The organism is Janthinobacterium sp. BJB401, assembly GCF_013372745.1.
Taxonomy (GTDB): Bacteria; Pseudomonadota; Gammaproteobacteria; order Burkholderiales; family Burkholderiaceae_D; genus Janthinobacterium; species Janthinobacterium rivuli.
In genome coordinates this window covers 1-20,422 of record NZ_JABXFH010000026.1, presented here as the reverse complement: position 1 = coordinate 20,422, position 20,422 = coordinate 1, and the positions used below count along the sequence as shown (strand labels likewise).

General features: G+C 62.1%; 19 protein-coding genes. 2 read left to right on the top strand and 17 right to left on the bottom strand.

Annotated features, from left to right (window positions below; genetic code table 11):
• Positions 1 to 11 precede the first annotated feature (11 nt).
• The 3 genes from HWE17_RS17245 to HWE17_RS17235 form a co-directional block, all read right to left on the bottom strand.
• A complete protein-coding gene (locus tag HWE17_RS17245; RefSeq protein ID WP_176389565.1) occupies positions 12 to 1,622 on the bottom strand; it encodes a ShlB/FhaC/HecB family hemolysin secretion/activation protein in 1,611 nt (536 codons plus the stop codon).
• A gap of 210 nt (positions 1,623 to 1,832) precedes the next feature.
• The gene (locus HWE17_RS17240) at positions 1,833 to 4,088 is read right to left on the bottom strand and encodes a CHASE2 domain-containing protein (protein WP_255206284.1); all 2,256 of its coding nucleotides are present in this window, start codon (positions 4,086 to 4,088) and stop codon (positions 1,833 to 1,835) included.
• Positions 4,085 to 5,707, bottom strand: coding sequence for an HD family phosphohydrolase (locus HWE17_RS17235; RefSeq protein WP_176389564.1), 1,623 nt, complete (start codon positions 5,705 to 5,707; stop codon positions 4,085 to 4,087). Before HWE17_RS17235 ends, HWE17_RS17240 begins: the two co-directional genes overlap by 4 nt.
• Positions 5,708 to 5,895: 188 nt before the next feature.
• Here HWE17_RS17235 and HWE17_RS17230 point away from each other — a divergent pair, with 188 nt between their 5' ends.
• Entirely contained in the window at positions 5,896 to 6,792 is an 897-nt protein-coding gene (locus tag HWE17_RS17230; RefSeq protein ID WP_099403659.1) for an MBL fold metallo-hydrolase, read from the top strand.
• Between the two features lie 46 nt (positions 6,793 to 6,838).
• On the opposite strand, the gene HWE17_RS17225 is transcribed toward HWE17_RS17230, so the two are convergent.
• From HWE17_RS17225 to rpsF, 7 genes are all read right to left on the bottom strand, one after another.
• Positions 6,839 to 7,849: an inorganic phosphate transporter gene (locus tag HWE17_RS17225; protein ID WP_034783457.1), complete on the bottom strand. Its 1,011-nt coding sequence runs from the start codon at positions 7,847 to 7,849 to the stop codon at positions 6,839 to 6,841.
• Positions 7,850 to 7,891: 42 nt separating this feature from the next.
• Positions 7,892 to 8,518 carry a DUF47 domain-containing protein gene (locus tag HWE17_RS17220; RefSeq protein ID WP_010400015.1) on the bottom strand — a complete coding sequence of 209 codons (627 nt, stop codon included), beginning with the start codon at positions 8,516 to 8,518 and terminating at the stop codon, positions 7,892 to 7,894.
• A 91-nt stretch (positions 8,519 to 8,609) separates the two neighbouring features.
• A complete protein-coding gene (locus tag HWE17_RS17215; protein ID WP_034750488.1) occupies positions 8,610 to 9,995 on the bottom strand; it encodes a replicative DNA helicase in 1,386 nt (461 codons plus the stop codon).
• Between the two features lie 135 nt (positions 9,996 to 10,130).
• Positions 10,131 to 10,586, bottom strand: a complete 456-nt coding sequence (gene rplI, locus HWE17_RS17210; RefSeq protein WP_034783456.1) for a 50S ribosomal protein L9 — start codon at positions 10,584 to 10,586, stop codon at positions 10,131 to 10,133.
• Positions 10,587 to 10,613: 27 nt separating this feature from the next.
• Complete coding sequence (gene rpsR / locus HWE17_RS17205; RefSeq protein ID WP_010400024.1) at positions 10,614 to 10,904, bottom strand: 30S ribosomal protein S18; 291 nt, start codon at positions 10,902 to 10,904, stop codon at positions 10,614 to 10,616.
• 25 nt (positions 10,905 to 10,929) lie between these two features.
• Positions 10,930 to 11,229, bottom strand: a complete 300-nt coding sequence (gene priB / locus HWE17_RS17200) for a primosomal replication protein N (RefSeq protein ID WP_034783455.1) — start codon at positions 11,227 to 11,229, stop codon at positions 10,930 to 10,932.
• 20 nt (positions 11,230 to 11,249) lie between these two features.
• Positions 11,250 to 11,639 (bottom strand): 30S ribosomal protein S6, encoded by a 390-nt coding sequence (gene rpsF, locus HWE17_RS17195; protein ID WP_034750499.1) that lies wholly within the window; start codon positions 11,637 to 11,639, stop codon positions 11,250 to 11,252.
• Positions 11,640 to 11,914: 275 nt separating this feature from the next.
• On the opposite strand from rpsF, the gene lexA reads away from it, so the two are divergent.
• Positions 11,915 to 12,550: a transcriptional repressor LexA gene (gene lexA / locus HWE17_RS17190; protein ID WP_034750502.1), complete on the top strand. Its 636-nt coding sequence runs from the start codon at positions 11,915 to 11,917 to the stop codon at positions 12,548 to 12,550.
• A 66-nt stretch (positions 12,551 to 12,616) separates the two neighbouring features.
• Here the strand turns inward: lexA and HWE17_RS17185 are convergent, their stop codons facing one another.
• The 7 genes from HWE17_RS17185 to trpA all read right to left on the bottom strand — a co-directional run bounded on the left by HWE17_RS17185 (position 12,617) and on the right by trpA (position 20,407).
• Positions 12,617 to 13,858: a cystathionine gamma-synthase family protein gene (locus tag HWE17_RS17185; protein WP_176389563.1), complete on the bottom strand. Its 1,242-nt coding sequence runs from the start codon at positions 13,856 to 13,858 to the stop codon at positions 12,617 to 12,619.
• Between the two features lie 149 nt (positions 13,859 to 14,007).
• Complete coding sequence (gene purF / locus HWE17_RS17180; protein WP_034750508.1) at positions 14,008 to 15,531, bottom strand: amidophosphoribosyltransferase; 1,524 nt, start codon at positions 15,529 to 15,531, stop codon at positions 14,008 to 14,010.
• A gap of 38 nt (positions 15,532 to 15,569) precedes the next feature.
• Positions 15,570 to 16,058 carry a CvpA family protein gene (locus tag HWE17_RS17175; protein WP_046685790.1) on the bottom strand — a complete coding sequence of 163 codons (489 nt, stop codon included), beginning with the start codon at positions 16,056 to 16,058 and terminating at the stop codon, positions 15,570 to 15,572.
• 20 nt (positions 16,059 to 16,078) lie between these two features.
• Complete coding sequence (locus HWE17_RS17170; RefSeq protein ID WP_176389562.1) at positions 16,079 to 17,062, bottom strand: SPOR domain-containing protein; 984 nt, start codon at positions 17,060 to 17,062, stop codon at positions 16,079 to 16,081.
• Positions 17,063 to 17,086: 24 nt separating this feature from the next.
• Positions 17,087 to 18,385: a bifunctional tetrahydrofolate synthase/dihydrofolate synthase gene (gene folC, locus HWE17_RS17165; RefSeq protein WP_176389561.1), complete on the bottom strand. Its 1,299-nt coding sequence runs from the start codon at positions 18,383 to 18,385 to the stop codon at positions 17,087 to 17,089.
• A 154-nt stretch (positions 18,386 to 18,539) separates the two neighbouring features.
• Positions 18,540 to 19,412 (bottom strand): acetyl-CoA carboxylase, carboxyltransferase subunit beta, encoded by an 873-nt coding sequence (accD, locus tag HWE17_RS17160; RefSeq protein ID WP_010400390.1) that lies wholly within the window; start codon positions 19,410 to 19,412, stop codon positions 18,540 to 18,542.
• 197 nt (positions 19,413 to 19,609) lie between these two features.
• Complete coding sequence (gene trpA / locus HWE17_RS17155; protein WP_176389560.1) at positions 19,610 to 20,407, bottom strand: tryptophan synthase subunit alpha; 798 nt, start codon at positions 20,405 to 20,407, stop codon at positions 19,610 to 19,612.
• Positions 20,408 to 20,422 lie beyond the last annotated feature (15 nt).

The following is a 20,422-nucleotide window of genomic DNA, read 5'->3' as shown; positions in this document are numbered from 1 at the left end:
TCATCCTGATACTAGTAGGCCAAGGCGAGGCGGAAATGCAGGCGATTGGCATCGCGCTGTCCCGTGTCGCCGCCATTGACGACGTGGGCGTAATCGAGTTGCAAATTGGCGTAACGGCTCAGCAGCAAACGCAGGCCGAGCCCGGCGCTGCCGATGGCCTGCGAGGCGCTTTCGCCGGGCAGCCCATGGTTGCGGCGCAGCCATGCCGTGTCATAGAAAGCCAGCGCGCGGCATTGGTAGCCGAGCGCCTGGCCGCACCAGTTCGGCGTGTACCATTCCAGGTTCAGGTTGGCGCCCGAATCGTTCGATACCTCGCGCTCGGCAAAACCGCGCACGGACGAAGCGCCGCCGGCGCCGAACTGTTCGCCCGGCACCAGCGCATCCGGCGTGACTTGCGCGTTGACGAGCGCGCGCCATTGCCAGTCGCCGGCCAGCACGCGTCCCGTGCTGGCGCTCAGGCGCAAGGTGTTGTAGGCGGCCTTGGCGTGTGCGCGCACCCGGTCGAAATCGGCTTGCGCGCCGTGTTTGCCACCTGGAATGTTATGCGCGAAGGTGACCGCCACACTGGTCTCGCCCGTCGGCAAGGTCCAGTTGCCGATGTAGCTGACGCTGAGCGGGTGCACGGTGACGTCGGCGCCCAGTTCCATGCCGAACAATTGCACGCTGTTGCGGTAAGCCTTGTAGTCGACGCCGTACACGAGCTTGGGTTCGAAATCGCCGCTGCGGGCAAAGTTCTGGTTGTAGCGGATGCCGGCCATGCTGCCCTGGCCGCTGACGGCCAGGTCGACAATGCCGGCCGAGATGCTGCCCGAATCGACGTTCGAATAGCTGGCGAAAAAATCCATCGAGTCGCCCAGCGCATACAGCGGCAAGTGGTAGCCGGCGCCATACACGCCCACCTTGTCCGGCTTTTCCAGGCTGCTCGTGTATTGCAGGCTGGCCACGTGATCGCGGCCGAACAGGTTGGCATGCTGCAGCACTACGCCCACGTGCGTCTTGCCCGTTTGCGCATTGCCCGTATTGTCCACATTGAGCATGGCTTTCCACGGCTTTTCATCGGTCACCGTGACGATGGCGTCGATGGCGCCGGCCGGCTCGTCGGCCTGCAGGCGCACTTCGATCTTGCGCGCGGGGTTTTCATTGGCCAGCTTCAGGCTTTGCGACAGGGCCGGCACATTTGGCGTCTCGCCTTCGCGCAGGGACGGCAAGGCGCGCCGCACGTTGGCCTCGTCGACCCAGGCATTGCCGCTGATGGCGAGCTTGCCCAGCGGCGTTTGCAGCACGCTCAGGCGCACCACGCCCCGTTCCAGTTCCTGTTCGGGCAATTGCACCTGCACGGCGCTGTAACCACGCTCGCGATAAGCCGCTTCCAGCGCCTCGACGGCGCGGGCGATATCGGAAAAATCGCGCTGCGCTCCTGTAAAGGGCGCCAGCAGGGCGTCCACCTGCGCGGAGGCGAGCAGGGTATTGCCCTGGACGTCAAAGCGGCGGATCTCGAAGCGCGGCACGCCGTCGTCCTGCGCGGCAGGGACGGCCTCATCCACGGAAACGGCAGCGCCGGCGGCGCCGACGGCGAACAGCAGCGCGGAACCCGCAAGCAGGTGCACCAAACGATATGTCATGTGAAGGATTTCTTGTGTAACCGGACAAGCGCGCGGCCCGCAGGCGCCTGCACGTCCGGCAATGGATTGAAGACAAATTTTAGACGGCTTTTAGTTTCCAGTCAGAAATTTCTAACATTTCTCCGCGATTTTCATCGCAGCGCAACAAACCATGCGCGCAGCAGGATAAAAATGCCGCAATCGCTAGCATTTTCCGGCGCGCTGCCAGCCTTACTTGCTGTGCAATTCCGTCACGCCATCCCAGTCGGCCGGCGGTGGCGCGTCGCGGTACTGCTCCACGCGCGCCGCGTACAGCCGGTACAAGCCGTCGTCGGGAAAGTCCGCCTGCAAGCGGGCCAGCTGCGCGCCGGCCGCCGCCCAGTCGCGCGCGCGCAGACTGGCCAGCGCCGCGTGCCAGCGTTCGAGCTGCGCCAGTTCGGCGGCGCGGGCGCCGGCCAGCAGGCAGCGCGGCTCGAAGATGGCCACCGCTTCCTGCTTGCCCAGCACGCGTATGCGATCGAGTTCGCGGTACAGGAAATCCGGCGCGGCGGCGCGCGTGGCCTGGCCCACCACGATGCCCACGCCATACAGCTTGCTGGCGCCTTCCAGGCGGGCGGCCAGGTTGACGCTGTCGCCCATCACGGTATAGGCGCGGCGAATGCGCGAGCCCATGTCGCCCACATGCATGGCCCCCGTATTGAGGCCGATGCCGATGCGCAGCGCCGGCCAGCCGCGCGCGCAAAACTGCAGGTTCAGCCGCGCCGCGCTGGCCTGCATCAGCAGCGCGCTGGCCACGGCCCGGCTGGCGTGATCGCCAAAGGCGACGGGCGCGCCCCAGAACGCCATCACGGCGTCGCCGATGTATTTATCCAGGGTGCCGCCATGGCTGTCGCGGATATCTTCCGACATCGCCGTCAGGTAGGTGTTGATGTATTCGCGCAGCGCGGCCGGCGCCAGCTGCTCGGAAATGGCCGTGAAACCGCGCACGTCGGCAAACAGCACCGTCAGTTCGCGGTTCTCGCCCTCCATGGTGTAGCGCTGCGGATCGTCGGCCATCTCGGCCACCAGCTCGGGCGCCACGTATTCGCCGAAACGGGCCACCAGCGCGCGTCCCTTGCGCACCTCGAAAAAGTAGCCCCACGCCAGATTGGCGATGAACAGCGCCGCGATCAGCAACAGCAGCACGGCGCCGCCCAGCACCAAGTCGTGCGCGGTGTACAGGTACAGGTTGATGCCGATGGCGGCCGCCAGCGCGCCCAGCGTCGCCAGCATCACGCCGGCCGGCGGCAACACGGCCAGGGCGCCCGCCAGCAACAGGCCAAACAGCACGATCTGCACCAGTTCCAATGCCAGCGCATAGTCGGGCCGCGCCTTGAAGCGCCCGTCGAGCATGGACTTGATCAGGTTGGCGTGCACTTCCACGCCCGGATATTCGGCATTCACGGGCGTGGCGCGGATATCGTTCAAACCGGGCGCCGTGGTGCCCACCAGCGCGATGGCGCCCTTCAGCAGCGCGGCAGGCACCGTGCCGGCCAGCACGTCGGACGCCGAGACATAGCGGAAGGCGCCGCCATCGGGGCCGCCCGCGCCGCGGTACTGCACCGTCGTCGTCAAGGCTTCGCCGACGGGGATCGCCAGCGCGCCACGCGGCGTAAACAGCATGATGTGTTCGAGCCCGCCGCCGGCCAGCTCGCGCGCCGACAGGGTGTCGGCCGTGCCCGTGAAACGGGGAGCGATGGCGCGCGCCTGCAGGTAGACGGCGACGGTGGCGAGCGACAGCGACGGGTAATAGCCGTCGCCGATACGCTGCAACAGGGTCGAGGAACGCACGACGCCATCGGCATCGGTCAGCGCCGTGAAGATGCCGGCGCCCTGCGCGGCCGCCTGCAGGGGCGCGATATTGGCTTCGTAGCCGCGCGCCACGTAAGCCGTCACCGTGCGGCCATTCAGGTCGGCGACGGTGAAGGCCGGCTTGGGCAGCACGCCCTTCCTTTGCTGCTCCGAGACGCTGTAGCCGAGCACCACGGGCTGGCCGCGCATGGCTTCGGCGAACAGGCCATCGTAATCCATGGCCGGGCGCAGTTTTTCCAGCTGCGCCGTCAAGCCGGCCACGCCAGCCAGTTCGCCCTGCGCCAGGCCTTGCAGCACGGCGTAGCCGGAACTGGTGTCCGCTTCGGGGAATGCAATGTCAAAGCCCAGCGCGGCCACGCCGTAATGGCCCGTAAGCTGGCGCACCAGGCGCGCCTGGACGTCGCGGCTCCAGGGAAAACGGCCCACGCGCGCCAGGCTTTGCTCGTCGATGTCGACGATGACGATGCGGCGGTCGAGCTGCGGCGTCTCGGCCCGCATGCGCCAGTCGCCCAGCATGGCGTCCAGCCGCGCAATCGTGTCATTGCCGGCCAGGCACAGCACGGCCGCCGCCACGCTCAGGAATATGCCCAGCAGCGTTCGCGCCCCATGCTTGCGCCAGGCCAGCGACAGCTTCAAGGGGTGTAGCCCGGAATGGCCGCCTCGTCGACGGCATCGATCTGGCTCGGATGCATGTGCTTTTCAGCGAAGGTCAGATAGACTTTGCTGCGGATGAAAACGTCAAACAGCTCCGGGTCGATATGTCCGTTCAGGCTAAAGTTACCCAGGATGCGCAGCGATTCGGACAGCGACTTGCCCTTCTTGTAGGGGCGGTCGCGCGCCGTCAGCGCCTCGAAAATGTCGGCGATGGCCATCAGCCGCGCCGGCACCGACATCTGCTCTTTCGTCAGCCCGCGCGGATAGCCCTTGCCATCCATGCGCTCGTGGTGGCCGCCCGCGTATTCCGGCACTTTTTGCAGGTGCTTGGGCCACGGCAGCGCTTCAAGCATGCGGATCGACACGCTGATATGGTTGTTGACGATGGCCCGCTCGGCCGCCGTCAGGGTGCCGGCGCGGATGGTCAGGTTTTCCGTCTCGTCGGCGTCGAGAAAATCGCGCAGTTCGCCATCGGCCGCGCGCCAGCGGCGCCTGGCGATCTGCCGCACGCGCTCCTGATCGGCCTGCGCCATGCTTTCGCCGCCGACGTTCACCGTGCGGATGAAATCGCGCTCTTCGCGCAGCGCCGTTTGCTCCAGTTCCAGCGCGCGGGCGATGGCGTCTGTTTGCTGCGGCTGCGCCGCCTGCTGGCGCAGGGCCGCGATCTCGGCGTCGCGCAGCAGCACTTCGTAGCGCGTGTCGATCAGGGCGATGCGGTCGAAGATCGTTTCCAGCTTGGTGGCCTTGTCGACCACGTGCACCGGTGTGGTGATCTTGCCGCAATCGTGCAGCAGCCCGGCCAGCCACAGCTGCTTGCGCTCGTTGTCGCTGAGCCGGAAATCGGCCAGCGGTCCGCTGTCCGTCGCATGCGCGGCGTCGGCCAGCAGCATCGTCAGCTCGGGCACGAACTGGCAGTGGCGGCCCGTGTACGGCGACTTTTCATCGATGCCGATATTGATCAGGGTGACCAGGGACTCGAGCAGCTCTTCCAGCTGCGAAATGAGCAATTGATTCGTCAGCGCGACGCCCGCCTGCGCGGCCAGCGCCTCGATGAAGCGCTGGTCGGTCGAGGAAAAGGCGCGCACCTGGCCCGTCTCGCCATCCTTGGCATTGACCAGCTGCAGCACGCCGATCAGGTCGCCCTCGTGGTCGCTCATGGGCACCGTCAAAATCGATTGCGTGTGGTAGCCGTGGTGGCGGTCGAACTCGCGCATGCCGGAAAAATTGAAGCCCTCGTCGCGGTAGACGTCGGCGATATTCACGCTGCGGCGCAGGTTCGCCGCATACGCGGCCACCGACGCCAGATTGGGCTGGCCGGCGGCGTCGTACAGGGCCACGCCCGGCAAGCCCATGTCCGCGCCCTGCGCGATGCCCAGGCTGTCGTTGACGCTGATGTCGAACGCCAGCTGGCGGCCCTCGGCCACGGGCCGGTACAGGGTCGCGCCATCGGCGCCGCTCATGCTTTTTGCCAGCAGCACGATGCGCTGCAACAGCGCGCCGATATCGTGCCCCTCGCCGCCCAGGCCGTGGCCGAGCGCGACACTGAGTTCGGTCAATTGCTCCAGTCTGTGGGCGATTTTCTCAGGGTGCAACTGAGGCATGTTGGTGGCAATCAGGTAAAGAAAAGGGAAACCGGCAAGCGCCAGTGTAACGGCCGTCCCGCGCACTGTACATTACTTAGTTACAACAAAATGAAATAACTTTCCGTATCGCAACACGCATAAATGTTGCCGCCAATCTTATTAATTAGAATAGAATCAACAATAATTACACCGTAACAAGGTACTGAATGAAATTCACGTTCAGGGGCGTGCGCGGCTCCATCCCCTCCCCCGGCCCGCGCACGGCGCGCTACGGCGGCAACACCACTTGCATCGAAGTGCGCACCGACAACGATAGCCTGATCATTCTCGATGCGGGCAGCGGCATCTTCTCGCTGGCGCAGCACCTGCCGCCAGGCGAACCCGTCGACGCGCACGTTTTCATCACGCACAGCCACTGGGACCACATCCACGGCCTGCCCATGTTTTCGCCCCTGTTCGTGGCCGGCAACCGCATGCGCCTGCACGGCGCCCACGATGCGGCCGCCGGACGCGGCATCGAGCACGTGATGGCGGTGCAGCTGCAAAACAGCTATTTTCCCGTCAGCGAAGCGGCCATGGCGGCCTGCATCGAGTACCGCACCCTGGCACCCGGCGAAGCGGTCGAGGTGGGCGGCGCGCGCGTGCGCGGCGCGGAAATGAACCACCCCGTCGTCAACCTCGGCTACCGCATCGACTGCGGCGGCGCCGCGCTGTTTTTCAGCGGCGACCATGAACCGTTCTACAACCTGCATCCGCCCGGCCATGCCGAGCATGCGGCCTGCGCGGCGCGCAATGCGCAGCGCCAGGCCGGCATCGACGCGCTGGTCGCCGGCGTCGACGCGCTGATCATGGATTGTTCGTACACGCGCGAGGAATACCCGGGCAAGCAGGGCTGGGGCCACGGCACCTTCGACGCCGCCTTCGACCTGGCCCTGCGCTGCGGCGCGCGGCGCCTGTACTGCACCCACCACGAACCGACCCGCAGCGACGAACAGCTCGAAGCCGTGTTTGCCGACGTGATGGGCCGCTATGCGAGCCGCCTGGCCGGCTTGCAGGTGTTCCTCGCCTGCGAGGGGCTGACGGTGGAATTGGCCGGCGCATAAAAAAAGGGAGCCGCAAGGCTCCCTTTTTACTGGCGTTGGCTATCCATCACATGATGTGGTGGCCAATCCACCAAGCGACTGCGGCAACAAACGCGGAGGCAGGAATCGTGAAGATCCAGGCCCAGACGATATTGCCCGCCACGCCCCAGCGCACGGCCGACATTTTTTGCGACGAGCCGACGCCGACGATGGCGCCCGTGATGGTGTGCGTGGTCGACACGGGAATGCCCAGCGCCGTCGAGACGAACAGGGTGATCGCGCCGCCCGTTTCGGCGCAGAAGCCGCCGACCGGTTTGAGCTTGGTGATCTTCTGGCCCATGGTCTTGACGATGCGCCAGCCGCCGAACAGGGTGCCGAAGCTGATGGCCGTGTAGCACGAGATGATGACCCACATCGGCGGCATGGCATCGGCCGCGCTGGAATAACCGGCGGCGATCAGCAGCATCCAGATGATGCCGATGGTTTTTTGCGCATCGTTGCCGCCGTGGCCCAGGCTGTAGGCGGCGGCCGATACCAGTTGCAAACGGCGGAACCACTTGTCGACCTTGCGCGGCGTCGAACGGACAAAAATCCACGACACGAGCAGCATCATGATCGAGCCGAAGACGAAGCCCAGTACCGGTGCGATGACGATGAAGGCGACGGTTTTCCACAGGCCGGCGGCGACCAGCGCGCCCGTGCCGGACTTGGCGACAGCGGCGCCCACCAGGCCGCCGATCAGCGCGTGCGAGGACGACGAGGGAATGCCGTAGTACCAGGTAAACAAATTCCAGAAGATGGCGCCCATCAGCGCGCCGAAGATCACGTACTGGTCGATCACGGCCGGGTCGATGGTTCCTTTGCCCACCGTGGCGGCCACGGTCAGCTGGTGGAACACGAAGATGGCGACGAAGTTGAACGTGGCGGCCATGGCAACCGCGGTCTGCGGTTTCAATACGCCCGTCGAGACCACCGTGGCGATCGCGTTGGCGGCATCGTGGAAGCCGTTCATGAAGTCAAACAGCAGCGCGAGGACGATCAACAGGCCTAGCACGTAGATGCTGATTTGTATGGTCATTGTAGTTTCTTTTCTGATTCTGGTTCAGGACAGGCCCAACGCTTACGCGTTTTCGACGATGATGCCTTCGATAATATTGGACACATCTTCGCAACGGTCGGTCACGGTTTCCAGAATTTCGTAGATCGCTTTCAGCTTGATCAGATTGCGCACGTCCGGCTCGTCGCGGAACAGCTTGGACATGGCGGCGCGCATCACGTGGTCGGCGTCCGACTCCAGGCGGTCGATCTCTTCGCAGATGGCGACGATCTTGCGCGAGTTGTCCATGTTGTGCAGCATGGCGACGGCGTCGCGCACTTTTTCGGTACAGGCCAGCACCAGTTCGGCCAGGCGCTTGGCTTCCGGCGTGACGGCTTTCAGGTCGTACAGCGAGACGGTTTGCGCCGCATCTTCCAGCAGGTCGAGGATGTCGTCCTGGCGCGTGATCAGCTGATGGATGTCATCGCGGTCGATCGGCGTGATGAAGGTCTTGTGCAGCATTTCCACGGTGGCGTAGGTGACTTTGTCCGCCTGTTTCTCGATGCTTTCGATCGCATGTACGCGGTTTTCCAGGTCGTCGAAATTGGTCATCAGGCCGAGCATCTCTTTCGCGCCCTTGACGCACAGTTCCGCGTGCTGGTTAAACAATTCAAAAAACTTGCCCTCAGTGGGCATCAAGCGTCCAAACATGTCATTCTCCGTTAAGCATTGAGTCGTGTTATTTACTACAGAAAGCCGCCCCGTATGAGGGGGCGGCCAATGGAATATCAGTGCTGCTGTGTTAGTCGCCTTGGTAAAGCGCCAGGCCACCACTGTAATTGCCAAATTTGGTGTACTGCCCCATGAAGGTGAGGCGGATGCTGCCGATTGGACCGTTACGTTGTTTACCGATGATGATTTCGGCCGTTCCCTTGTCTGGCGAGTCGGGGTTATACACCTCGTCGCGGTAAATGAACAGGATCACGTCGGCATCCTGCTCAATAGCGCCCGATTCGCGCAAGTCGGACATGACGGGACGTTTGTTCGGGCGTTGTTCCAGCGAGCGGTTCAGCTGGGACAGCGCGATCACGGGGCAACCGAGTTCTTTCGCCAGGCCTTTCAAGCCCCGTGAAATCTCGGAAATCTCCGTGGCGCGGTTGTCGCCCGGCGTATTGGCCGACATCAGCTGCAAGTAATCGACGATGATCAGGCCCAGCTTGCCGCATTGACGCGACAAGCGGCGCGAACGGGCGCGCAATTCGATGGAATTGAGCGCCGGCGTTTCGTCGATGTACAACTGCGCGTCGTTCATCTTTTGAATGGCATTCGTCAGGCGCGGCCAGTCTTCGTCGTTCAGGCGGCCCGTACGCAGGCGGTGCTGGTCGAGCTGCCCGACGGAGCCGAGCATACGCATGGCCAGCTGGGCGCCGCCCATCTCCATCGAGAACACGGCCACGGGCAAGCCGCTGTCGATGGCCACGTTTTCGCCGATGTTGACGGAAAACGCCGTCTTGCCCATCGACGGACGGCCCGCCACGATCACCAGATCGCCCGGCTGCAGACCGGAGGTCATGCGGTCGAGGTCGATGAAACCGGTAGGCACGCCCGTGATTTCACTCTGGTTGTCGCGGCTGTACAGCTCATCGATGCGCTCGACCACCTGCGTCAGCAGGGGCTGGATGGCGGTCCAGCCCTGGGCGCCGCGCGCGCCTTCTTCCGCGATGGCGAAAATCTTCGATTCGGCCTCGTCAAGCATCTGCTTGACTTCCTTGCCTTGCGGGCTGAAGGCCGTGCCGGAGATATCGTCGGCGACGGTGATGAGTTTGCGCAGCACGCCGCGGTCGCGCACGATCTCGGCGTAACGCCGGATGTTCGCGGCCGATGGCGTGTTTTGCGCCATGGCGTTCAGGTAAGCGAGTCCGCCCACATCATCGGCCTTGCCGAGCTGGGTCAGGGTTTCAAAAACAGTAATGACATCGGCTGGCTTGGAAGCGTTAACCATCTTGACGATTTGCTCGAAGATGATGCGATGGTCATAGCGATAGAAATCCTCCGCATGCATGAAGTCGGCGATGCGGTCATATGCGGCATTGTCGCGCAGCAGACCACCGATAACGGATTGTTCTGCTTCGATCGAATGCGGCGGAATACGGAGGGAATCCAGTTGCGGATCAGAGGGGGCGTTCATGGCGCGAATTATACCCGCTTCGGCGTGCTGGCAAAAATAAAGGGCTGAAATTGAGCGAAAAAAAGGCCACAAAAAAGCCGGGCGAACCCGGCTTTTCATCGTGCGGCAATGCTTGCGGGCCAGGCCCGCAGACAATTACGCGTTCGCGTCTGGAACGACAGCGATAACAACTTCCACGACCACGTCGGTGTGCAGAGCAACCGAAACGTTGTGCTCGCCAACGATCTTCAGCGGGCCGGTAGGCATGCGGATTTGTGCTTTTTCAACAGCAAAACCTTGCTTGGTCAGCGCTTCAGCGATGTCGAAGTTGGTGACGGAACCGAACAGACGGCCATCAACACCAGCTTTTTGAGCAACTTGAACGGTCAGGCCGCTCAGTTTTTCGCCCTGGGCTTGCGATGCGGCCAGTTTGGCGGCAGCAGCTTTTTCCAGTTCGGCGCGCTTGACTTCGAATTCAGCCACAGCGGTTGCCGTAGCACGACGTGCCAGGCGTTGCGGGATCAGGAAGTTACGTGCGTAACCGTCTTTGACTTTGACGACTTCGCCGAGGTTACCGACGTTAACAACTTTTTCTAACAGAATGATTTGCATAGTTCTTCTCCAGGAATATCTGACCGATTAAGCGTGGTGCAGATCGGTGTATGGCAGCAGCGCGAGGAAGCGAGCGCGCTTGATTGCGGTGTCAACTTGGCGCTGGTAGTGCGCTTTGGTACCGGTCAGGCGTGCTGGCATGATCTTGCCGTTTTCTTGGACGAAGTCTTTCAGCGTGTCGACGTCTTTGTAGTCGACTTGCTCAACGTGAGCTGCGGTGAAGCGGCAGAACTTCTTGCGTTTGAACAACGGGTTTTGCTGTTTGCGTTTTTCTTTAAGCTTGAGCTTATTTTTGTCGAACTTTTTACCGAATGCCATGTCAGGCTCCTGTATCTAAAATGCGCTAGTCAGAATTGACTGCACTAAAATCAATGATGTGAAACACCAAACTCTTGCTGTTGCGGCTCTTCCTGGCCAGGAAACCCGTGAACTGATAGACCCCGCCCAAGCTTGCCTGGCTGAACCGGCCTGAAATTTCGCCAGCGGCTAGCGCGGCAACATCAAACTCGGTCAAACGGGCAATCCCTGCTTCCATCTGCTGCGAACTGTGTTGCAATACTGCATTCACAATCGGCAGCCCTGCCGGGGTATAGCGCAATATTTCGCGCTCGGCAATGATGGCAGTGACTTGTAGCTGGTTCAGCGCACGATCCTGGTCAAGAATTAAGCTGCTGCTGCGGCTGGAGCGGCTGCTGGTGCTTCGGTGCGGTGGCTTTTGGCCGCGTCTTCGCGTTGTACCGATTTCATCATCGGCGAAGGAGCTGTTTCAGCTTTCTTCATTTTAACGGTCAGGTGACGCAACACGGCATCATTGAATTTGAATGCTGTTTCCAACTCGACCAGGGTCTCGTTGTCGCATTCGATGTTCAGGCAGATGTAGTGTGCTTTAGGCAGCTTTTGGATCGAGTAAGCCATTTGACGGCGGCCCCAATCTTCCACGCGGTGAACCGAACCGCCGCGGGTGGTTACGCTGGCTTTGTAGCGTTCGATCATCGCGGGCACTTGCTCGCTTTGGTCCGGATGGACGATAAAGACTATTTCATAATGACGCATGCAAACTCCTTCAGGTCGGATTGATAATCGCCCACCCCGGCGTCAAGACGGGTGTGGGAAGGTCAGCCGAAGATTATAACCGCCTTTTGCAAACGTTTCAATCATTCCTTCTACCTGCGCCCGAAAAGCCCGCGCGCCGTGCCGCTTTTCATCGGTGCACAAGTATTTCTTGCGAAATCCGCCGAAAACACGGAAATCCCCTTGCATAGTGGGCGATACTGTACAAAAATACAGACTGTTCATATAGACAGCATTTTAGTATGCACCCACCGCTCATGATCAAGCTGACAGCACGACAAGAACAAATCCTGAACCTGATCAAGGACGCGATTGAAAACACGGGCTTTCCTCCCACCCGTGCCGAAATCGCCAATGAACTGGGTTTCAAATCGGCCAATGCGGCCGAAGAGCATTTGCAGGCCCTGGCCCGCAAGGGTGCGATCGAGATTTCGCCCGGCACCTCGCGCGGCATCCGCCTGATCGGCGCGGCCGCCGAAGCGCCGCCATCGAAAGTGCCGGCAGCGCTGCTGATGTCGCTGCCCCTGATCGGCCGGGTGGCCGCCGGCTCGCCCATCCTGGCGCAGGAAAACCTGGAGGCGAGCTACAACGTCGACCCGGCCCTGTTCTCGGCCAAACCCGACTTCCTGCTGAAGGTGCGCGGCTGGTCCATGCGCGACGCCGGCATCATGGATGGCGATTTACTGGCCGTGAAAAAGGTCGACAGCGCCAAGAACGGCCAGATCGTCGTGGCCCGCATCGGCGACGAAGTCACCGTCAAGCGCTACAAGAAAACGGGTTCCGTCATCGAACTACTGCCGGAAAACCCGGACTTCAAGGTGATTACCGTATCACCGGAAGACGAGTTTGCTTTGGAAGGTTTGGCCGTCGGACTGATGCGCAGCTGGCATTAAACTGCCGCATGCAAAAAGGGCCGCCACAGTCATGCTGTTGCGGCCCTTTTTTATTGCCCGGGCGTTTTATACAGCGAGGGCGTCATGGAAATCCGCGAGCAAGTCAGCCTCATCCTCGATGCCCACCGATACGCGGATCAGCGATTCGGCAATGCCCATGCTGGCGCGGCGCTCGGCGCCCATCTCATAGAAAATCGTGTGGGCGACGGGAATGACGAGGGTGCGCGTGTCGCCCAGATTGCTCGCTGGAATAGCCAAATTCAAACGGTTGAGGAAATCGAAGCAATCGATGCCATCCTTCAGCTCAAAGCTGAACAGCGAACCATAGCTGCGGAACAAGTCGGTGGCCAGCGCGTGCTGCGGGTGCGACGCCAGCCCTGGGTAATGCACTGCCGCCACGCGTGGGTCGGCGGCCAGCATGGTGGCCAGCGCCAGGGCGTTCGAGCAAGTGCGGTCCATGCGCAAGGCCATGGTTTCCGCGCCGACGGCGATATGGTGCGCCGCTTCCGGCCCCAACGAAGCGCCGAAGTCGCGCAAGGCCTTGGCGCGGATTTGCGCGATACCCCACTGGGCCGGCGCCGCCTTCTTGTAGTTCTCGAAGATGTTCGGATACTGCGTCCAGTCGAACACGCCCGTGTCCGTCAAGCTGCCGCCCAGGGCATTGCCGTGGCCGCCGATGGATTTCGTCAAGGCATTGACCACCAGGCCCGCGCCCACGGCTTTCGGGCGGAACAGGTAAGGCGTCGTCATGGTGTTGTCGACGATGTACAAAATGCCCTTCTCGCGGCACAAGTCGCCGATCTTCGCCAGGTCGGCGATCTGCGTGCGCGGATTGGCGATGGTTTCCACAAAGACGATGCGCGTGGCCGGCGTGATGGCGGCCGCGACATTGGCGACATCGGTGGCGTCGACGAACGATACGCCGATGCCCTGCCCCGTCACCGTTTGCCACAGGCTGTTGGTGTTGCCAAACAAAAAGGCCGACGACACGACATGGTCGCCTGCGCGCAGCAAGGATTGCACCACGGCGCCGATGGCGCCCATGCCGGTGGCGAAGCACAAGGTCGCCACGCCGTCTTCCATCTTGTTGACCTTGTCTTCCAGCGCGGAGACAGTCGGATTGCCCTGGCGGCCGTAGCGGAAGCCTGGCTCCTTGCCCTGGAACACGGAAGCGAGCTGGCGCGCATCGGCGTAACCGAAGGCAACGGAAGTGTGCACGGGCTTGTGCAGGGAACCGTGCTCAATGCCCTTGCGGCGGTCGTTATGCAGGATGGTGGTGGTAAAGCCGTAGGTTTTTTTGGTGGTCATGGTGAGAATTCCGAATATTCGATTTGCCGCGCAACCCCAAGGCAAATGCTGGGGTCAGTCCCTCCGGAATCGGAATGCGCACCACTGGCGCGCATTCCCCCGACGGGTCTGACCCCGAAAAAAAGCCCGGCATCGGCCGGGCAGGTTACTTATGCTTCTGTCGTCGCCAGGTTCAGGTTCAGCTGGGAACGCGGCGTATCTTCGGGCGCTGCCGCCTTCGGATGGTGGCGCGCATATTCCAGGCGGTCCAGGTATTCCTGCGACACGTCGCCCGTCACGTACACGCCATCGAAGCACGATGCTTCGAAGTTGGTGAGCGCCGGGTTGACGTCGGCAATCGCCTGCTTCAGCGCGCCGATATCCTGGTAGACCAGGTAGTCGGCCGTAATTTCGCGGCACACTTCTTCCGTCGTGCGGCCGTAGGCGATCAGTTCGTCGCGCGTCGGCATGTCGATGCCGTACACGTTCGGGTAGATCACCGGAGGCGCTGCCGAGGCGAAGATGACTTTCGTCGCGCCCGCTTCACGCGCCATCTGCACGATTTCACGGCTGGTGGTGCCGCGCACGATGGAATCGTCGACCAGCAGCACCACTTTATCCTTGAATTCGGACGGGATCGCGTTGAGCTTCTGGCGCACGGATTTTTTGCGTGCCGCCTGGCCCGGCATGATGAAGGTACGGCCGATGTAGCGGTTCTTGATGAAGCCTTCGCGGTACTCGATGTTCAGCGCCATGGCCAGCTGGATGGCGGCCGGACGCGAGGAATCGGGAATCGGCATGACCACGTCGATATGCACGCCTGGCAACTCGGCGCGGATCTTCTCGGCCAGATACTCGCCCATTTTCAGGCGCGTGGCGTACACGGAGGCGCCATCGATGACGGAGTCGGGACGGGCCAGGTAGACGAATTCGAACACGCACGGGTTCAGGCTGGCGTTGTCGGCGCACTGGGCGCTGTGCAATTTCTTGTCAGCATCGATGAAGACGGCTTCGCCGGGACCGATGTCGCGCACGAAGCGGAAGCCCATGCCTTCCAGGGCCACGGATTCGGAAGCGATCAGGTATTCGGGACCCTGCTCCGTTTCATTGATGCCCAGGCATAGCGGACGGATGCCATGCGGATCGCGGAAGGCCAGCAAGCCCACGCCGGCGATTTGCGCCACGGCAGCATAACCGCCCTTGACGCGGCGGTTCAGCACGGTAACGGCCTTGAAGATGGCTTCCGGGTCCAGGTTCAGGCCCGTCGTCGCTTCCTGGATTTCATGCGCCAGCACGTTGAGCAGCACTTCCGAGTCGGAATCGGTATTGATGTGGCGGCGGTCGTTCTTGAACATTTCCAGCTTCAACTGTTCCCAGTTGGTCAGGTTGCCATTGTGCGCCAGGGTGATGCCGAACGGCGCATTCACATAGAACGGTTGTGCTTCCTCTTCGCTCGACGAACCGGCCGTCGGGTAGCGGCAATGGCCGATGCCCGTCGTGCCTTGCAGCGAACGCATGTTGCGCGTACGGAAGACGTCACGCACGAGGCCATTGGCCTTGTGCATGGAAAACATACTGCTGTGATTGGTCGCAATCCCTGCCGCGTCCTGACCGCGATGTTGCAGGAGCAACAATGCATCATAGAGCAATTGATTGACAGGTTGATGGGAAACGACGCCGACGATGCCACACATGGTGTGCTCCTAAACTGTGCTACTGATTTTAAAAAAATTCAAAATTTCACATGCTGCGCGTAAGCGGCAGGCAGATAAGGCTTGATGGCGCGCGCGCCCTGCTCCGCGAGCGGGCTGAGCTGCGCGTTTTTCCAGAATGGCTGCTGCGGTATGGAAGTCATGCCACACAAGATGACGGCGGTCAGCACGATCACAAGGCCCCGCGCCACACCGAACAGGGTGCCCAGGGTGCGGTCGGCCAGGCTCAGGCCCGTCACCTTGACGAGCGCGTCGACCGTCATGGACAGCAATCCCATCAAAATGCGCACGCCGATGAACAGCACGACGAAGGCCAGCAACAAACGGATGGCTTCGCCCGGCACAGCTTCCGGCAGGAATTTCGCCAGGGTGGCGCCATACGCGTTGGCAATGACGAACGCCACGATCCAGCTGACCAATGACAGTATTTCCTTGACCAGGCCACGCATCATGCTGATCAGCACGGACGTCACCAGCACGAACAGCACCAGGTAATCGAAGATCGTCACGCGCGTTCAGCCTTGCAACATCACGCCGGCACCAGACTGCCGCCCAGGCCTAGCTTTTGCAGCTTGGCGCGGGTCTTTTCGGCATCCTCGCGGCTGCCGAACGGGCCCACGCGCACGCGGATGCGCTCGCCCGCCGGGCTGGAGACTTTCTGCGTGTACGACTTGATGCCCGCTTCGCGCAGCTTGTCCTGCAATTCGTCGACCTTGTCCTGCGTCGCCAGGGCCGCCACCTGCACCACGAACTTGCCGCTGCCGGCGTCGTGCGCCTTGTCCTGCACCTTGTCTTGTGCTTTCTCTTGTGGCTTGCCTTCCAGAATCGCCAGCGCGCGCGCGGCATCGTCAGCCGATTGCGCCGGCTTGGCAGGCTTCGGCTCAGGCTTGGCTTCCGGCTTTACTTCATGCTTGGGCTCAGGCTTGGGCTCGGGCTTGGACTCGTGTTTCGGCTCGGGCTTGCTTTCGTGTTTCGGTTCCGGTTTCGGCTCCACCTTGACAGGCTTGGGCTCGGGTTTCGGTTCCACATAAGTTGGCTTGACCGTTGCAGGCTGGGCGGCGGCCAGCACGGGTGCCGGTGTGGGCGTCGGCTTGGCCGCAGGCGGCAGCGGCGCGTCGACGATTTCCTCGGACTGGTCCAGGCCATTCGCTGCAGCTTGCGCCGGGACGGCCGGCACGGGCGCCGGTGCAGGCGCAACAGCCTTTTCCTTGGACGGAATGTCGATGGCGATATCGTTGAACGGCGCCTTCGGCTCGGAATCGAGCAGCATCGGCAAGCCGACAGCCACGCCCAAGGCCAGGGCAATGGCCCCGACCAGGCGGCGGCGTGCGCGCTTTTTTTCAGGCAAGACCGGATCCGGCGCTTCCTTGCCGCCACGGCGCGAACCACCGCCACCGGAGGTGTTGGCTGCGCGCTTGCGGGTCGGCGACTGTGCTTCGCCAGGGACATAAAAGCCGCTGTCTTCGCCAGAGGATTCTTGCTTGTTTTTAAACAGTTTCGAGAACAAGCCCATGCGTGATTTTCAGTCGAGTGCGTTTCAGTGAAGTGAGGATTTTCGGGCCTTCATCACGCCGGCAACGGTGAGGAAAGAACCAAAGACCACAATTCTATCATTCTCACCGGCCCGGCTCATTGCATTTGCAAAAGCTTGTGCCGGATCATCGAAAATAGACACAGTATGTTCGCTGCTGTCAGGCTTGTCTTCGAGCATGATCTGCACCTTGGCGGCCAGCTCGGAAGCCGTGGCCGCGCGCGGCGAAGGCAGGCCCGTCAGGCACCAGTGGTCGACATGTTCGCTCATCGCAGCCAATACGCCATCGATATCCTTGTCCTGCATGGAGCCGAACACGGCATAGGTATACGGGTGGAAACCCATATTGCCCAGGTTCTGGTTCAGCGCCGAGGCCGCGTGGGGGTTGTGCGCCACGTCGAGGATCACGCTGGGGCGGCCAGGCAAGACCTGGAAGCGGCCCGGCAGCTCCACCGTCACCAGCCCCGTGCGCACTTCCTGCGCGCCCACGGGCAGTTTCAGCTTCAGCACTTCCAGGGCGGCCAGCACGGCCGTCGCGTTCAGGATCTGGTTGGCGCCGCGCAAGCTCGGGTAAGCGAGCGAATTGCGGCGCTGCTCGCGTCCGCCGTAGTTCCACTGCTGCTTGTCGCCCGAATAATTGAAATCGCGGCCCATCAGCCACAGGTCGGCGCCGATGGCTTCGGCATGGTCGATCAGCGACTGCGGCGGCACGGGGTCGCTGCAGATGGCCGCCTTGCCCGGACGGAAAATGCCGGCCTTTTCAAAGCCGATCGCTTCGCGCGTGTCGCCCAGGTAATCCGTGTGGTCGATGTCGACGCTGGTGACGATGGCCACATCGGCGTCGATCACGTTGACGGCGTCCAGGCGCCCGCCCAGGCCCACTTCCAGGATGGCCACATCCAGCTTGGCCTGCGACAGCAAATGCAGAATCGCCAGGGTGGTGAATTCGAAATACGTCAGCGGCGTGTCGCCGCGCACAGCGTCGACGGCATGGAAGCTGGCAACAATCTGTTCATCGCTGGCCATCTCGCCCAGCACGCGCGCGCGCTCGTTAAAGTCGAGAAAATGCGGCTTGATGTACAGCCCCACTTTGTAGCCGGCACGCAACAGCACGGATTCCAGCATGGCGCAGGTGGAGCCCTTGCCATTCGTGCCCGCCACCATGATCACGGGGCAGGTAAAAGCCAGCTGCATGCGCGCCTTGACGGCTTGCACGCGGTCCAGGCCCATGTTGATCTGGGTTTCCGAATGGCGGGTTTCCAGCATGGCGAGCCAGTCCGGCAAGGTGGTGGGGAGGTTTTGCATGGGAGACTTCTTGAAAAGAGTGCGCGAGGCGGGAAAGACATGAGACCCGAACCGAAGACTGGGGTCGGTCCCTGCGGGATCGAGATTCACTCCACTGGAGTGAATCTCCCCATCGGGTCCGACCCCGGCAGTTCAGGTTTTGGGGTAAATCAAATTACGCCAGTACTTCCACAGCCTGGTTTTGCAACAAGGCCAGCAAGCGGGCGATTTCTTCGCGCATCTTGCGGCGGTCGACGATCATGTCGACGGCGCCCTTGGTGACGAGGAACTCGGCGCGCTGGAAGCCTTCCGGCAGTTTTTCGCGCACGGTGTTTTCAATCACGCGCGGGCCGGCAAAGCCGATCAGCGCTTTCGGCTCGGCGATCACGACGTCGCCCATGAAGGCGAACGAGGCGGACACGCCGCCCATGGTCGGGTCGGTCAGCACGCTGATGAATGGCAATTTCTTTTCGGACAGCTTGGTCAGCATGGCCGTGGTCTTGGCCATCTGCATCAGCGACAGCAAGCCTTCCTGCATGCGCGCGCCACCGGTGGCGGTGATGCAAATGAACGGCACTTTCTGTTCCAGCGCGATTTGCGCGCCGCGCACGAAGCGCTCGCCCACGACGGAGCCCATGGAGCCGCCCATGAATTCGAACTCGAAGCACGCCACGACCACCGGCAAGCTCATGATGGCGCCGCCCATGACAACCATCGCATCCGTCTCGCCCGTCGCTTCCATGGCGGATTTCAGGCGGTCAGGGTATTTCTTGCTGTCCTTGAATTTCAAGGTATCGACGGGCAGGATTTCCTGGCCGATTTCATAGCGGCCGCCCGCGTCGAGCAGGCTGTCGAGGCGTTCACGCGCGCGGATGCGCATGTGGTGGTCGCATTTCGGGCACACGTGCAGATTCGATTCCAGGTCCGTACGGTACAGCACGGCTTCGCACGACGGGCACTTGACCCACAGGCCTTCCGGCATGGTCTTGCGCGCGGCGGCGTCCGAACGCTGGATGCGCGGTGGCAGCAGTTTTTCCAACCAACTCATATTTTCTCCTTGGGCCCTTGTAGGGGTAGCGTCGGTGGACGCCCCCGGCAGACGGTAAACGGCGACGCCCCGCAGGGCGCCACCAAAAATTTTATCTATTGCACAATAACAGGCAAATCAGTGGCCGAAGTGTAGCCGTTTATCGCCGGGCTGTCGAACTTTGCCGCCACCCGAGCTTGCGTAAACAACAAGCTTGCTCAGGCATCCAGTGCGGCGCGGATGCCTGCCGTAAAGCTGCGTACGGCGTCGACGGCGCCGCCTTCCGGGGCATTTTCTATCTCCTGGATGATGCGGCTGCCGATCACGACGGCATCGGCCACCTTGGCAACGGCCTTGGCCGTGGCGCCATCGCGAATGCCGAAGCCCACGCCGATAGGCAATTTTACATGCTGGCGGATGGCTGCGAGGCGCTCTGCCACCTGTTCCGTATCAATGTTGCCGGCACCCGTGACGCCCTTCAGCGACACATAGTAGCTGAAGCCGCCGCCAACCTTGGCCACTTGCGCGATGCGCTCTTCGGTCGAGGTAGGTGCCAGCAGGAAGATCAGGTCGAGGCCCGCTTCGCGCATGGCGGCCGCGAATTGCTCGCACTCTTCCGGCGGATAGTCGACGACGATGGCGCCGTCGGCACCGGCTGCTTGCGCCGCCGCGATGAAGGCGGTGCTGCCGATGCGCTCGATCGGATTGGCATAGCCCATCAGCACCACGGGCGTCGTCTGGTTGGTCTTACGGAACTGGCGCACATAGCCAAACACGTCATGGATGCCGACATTGAATTTCAATGCCCGCTCGCAGGCCCGCTGGATGACGGGGCCTTCGGCCATGGGGTCGGAAAACGGCACGCCCAGTTCCAGCACATCGGCGCCGCCCTCGACGAGCGCGTGCATCAGCGGCACGGTGGCGTCAGGGCCGGGGTCGCCGGCGGTGATGAAAGTGACCAGGCCGGTCTTGTTGTTCGATTTTAAATTGGCAAAGGTGGTGGCGATACGGGACATGGTGATCTTTCTTGA

What these genes read in the sequence shown, in the direction of transcription:
- rpsF (WP_034750499.1), bottom strand. Translation starts at nt 11,639, where the DNA reads ATGCGTCATTATGAAATAGTCTTTATCGTCCATCCGGACCAAAGCGAG.
- HWE17_RS17170 (WP_176389562.1), bottom strand. Translation starts at nt 17,062, where the DNA reads ATGGGCTTGTTCTCGAAACTGTTTAAAAACAAGCAAGAATCCTCTGGC.
- HWE17_RS17230 (WP_099403659.1), top strand. Translation starts at nt 5,896, where the DNA reads ATGAAATTCACGTTCAGGGGCGTGCGCGGCTCCATCCCCTCCCCCGGC.
- HWE17_RS17185 (WP_176389563.1), bottom strand. Translation starts at nt 13,858, where the DNA reads ATGACCACCAAAAAAACCTACGGCTTTACCACCACCATCCTGCATAAC.
- folC (WP_176389561.1), bottom strand. Translation starts at nt 18,385, where the DNA reads ATGCAAAACCTCCCCACCACCTTGCCGGACTGGCTCGCCATGCTGGAA.
- rpsR (WP_010400024.1), bottom strand. Translation starts at nt 10,904, where the DNA reads ATGGCATTCGGTAAAAAGTTCGACAAAAATAAGCTCAAGCTTAAAGAA.
- purF (WP_034750508.1), bottom strand. Translation starts at nt 15,531, where the DNA reads ATGTGTGGCATCGTCGGCGTCGTTTCCCATCAACCTGTCAATCAATTG.
- HWE17_RS17215 (WP_034750488.1), bottom strand. Translation starts at nt 9,995, where the DNA reads ATGAACGCCCCCTCTGATCCGCAACTGGATTCCCTCCGTATTCCGCCG.
- HWE17_RS17220 (WP_010400015.1), bottom strand. Translation starts at nt 8,518, where the DNA reads ATGTTTGGACGCTTGATGCCCACTGAGGGCAAGTTTTTTGAATTGTTT.
- HWE17_RS17225 (WP_034783457.1), bottom strand. Translation starts at nt 7,849, where the DNA reads ATGACCATACAAATCAGCATCTACGTGCTAGGCCTGTTGATCGTCCTC.
- lexA (WP_034750502.1), top strand. Translation starts at nt 11,915, where the DNA reads ATGATCAAGCTGACAGCACGACAAGAACAAATCCTGAACCTGATCAAG.
- rplI (WP_034783456.1), bottom strand. Translation starts at nt 10,586, where the DNA reads ATGCAAATCATTCTGTTAGAAAAAGTTGTTAACGTCGGTAACCTCGGC.
- HWE17_RS17235 (WP_176389564.1), bottom strand. Translation starts at nt 5,707, where the DNA reads ATGCCTCAGTTGCACCCTGAGAAAATCGCCCACAGACTGGAGCAATTG.
- accD (WP_010400390.1), bottom strand. Translation starts at nt 19,412, where the DNA reads ATGAGTTGGTTGGAAAAACTGCTGCCACCGCGCATCCAGCGTTCGGAC.
- HWE17_RS17245 (WP_176389565.1), bottom strand. Translation starts at nt 1,622, where the DNA reads ATGACATATCGTTTGGTGCACCTGCTTGCGGGTTCCGCGCTGCTGTTC.
- trpA (WP_176389560.1), bottom strand. Translation starts at nt 20,407, where the DNA reads ATGTCCCGTATCGCCACCACCTTTGCCAATTTAAAATCGAACAACAAG.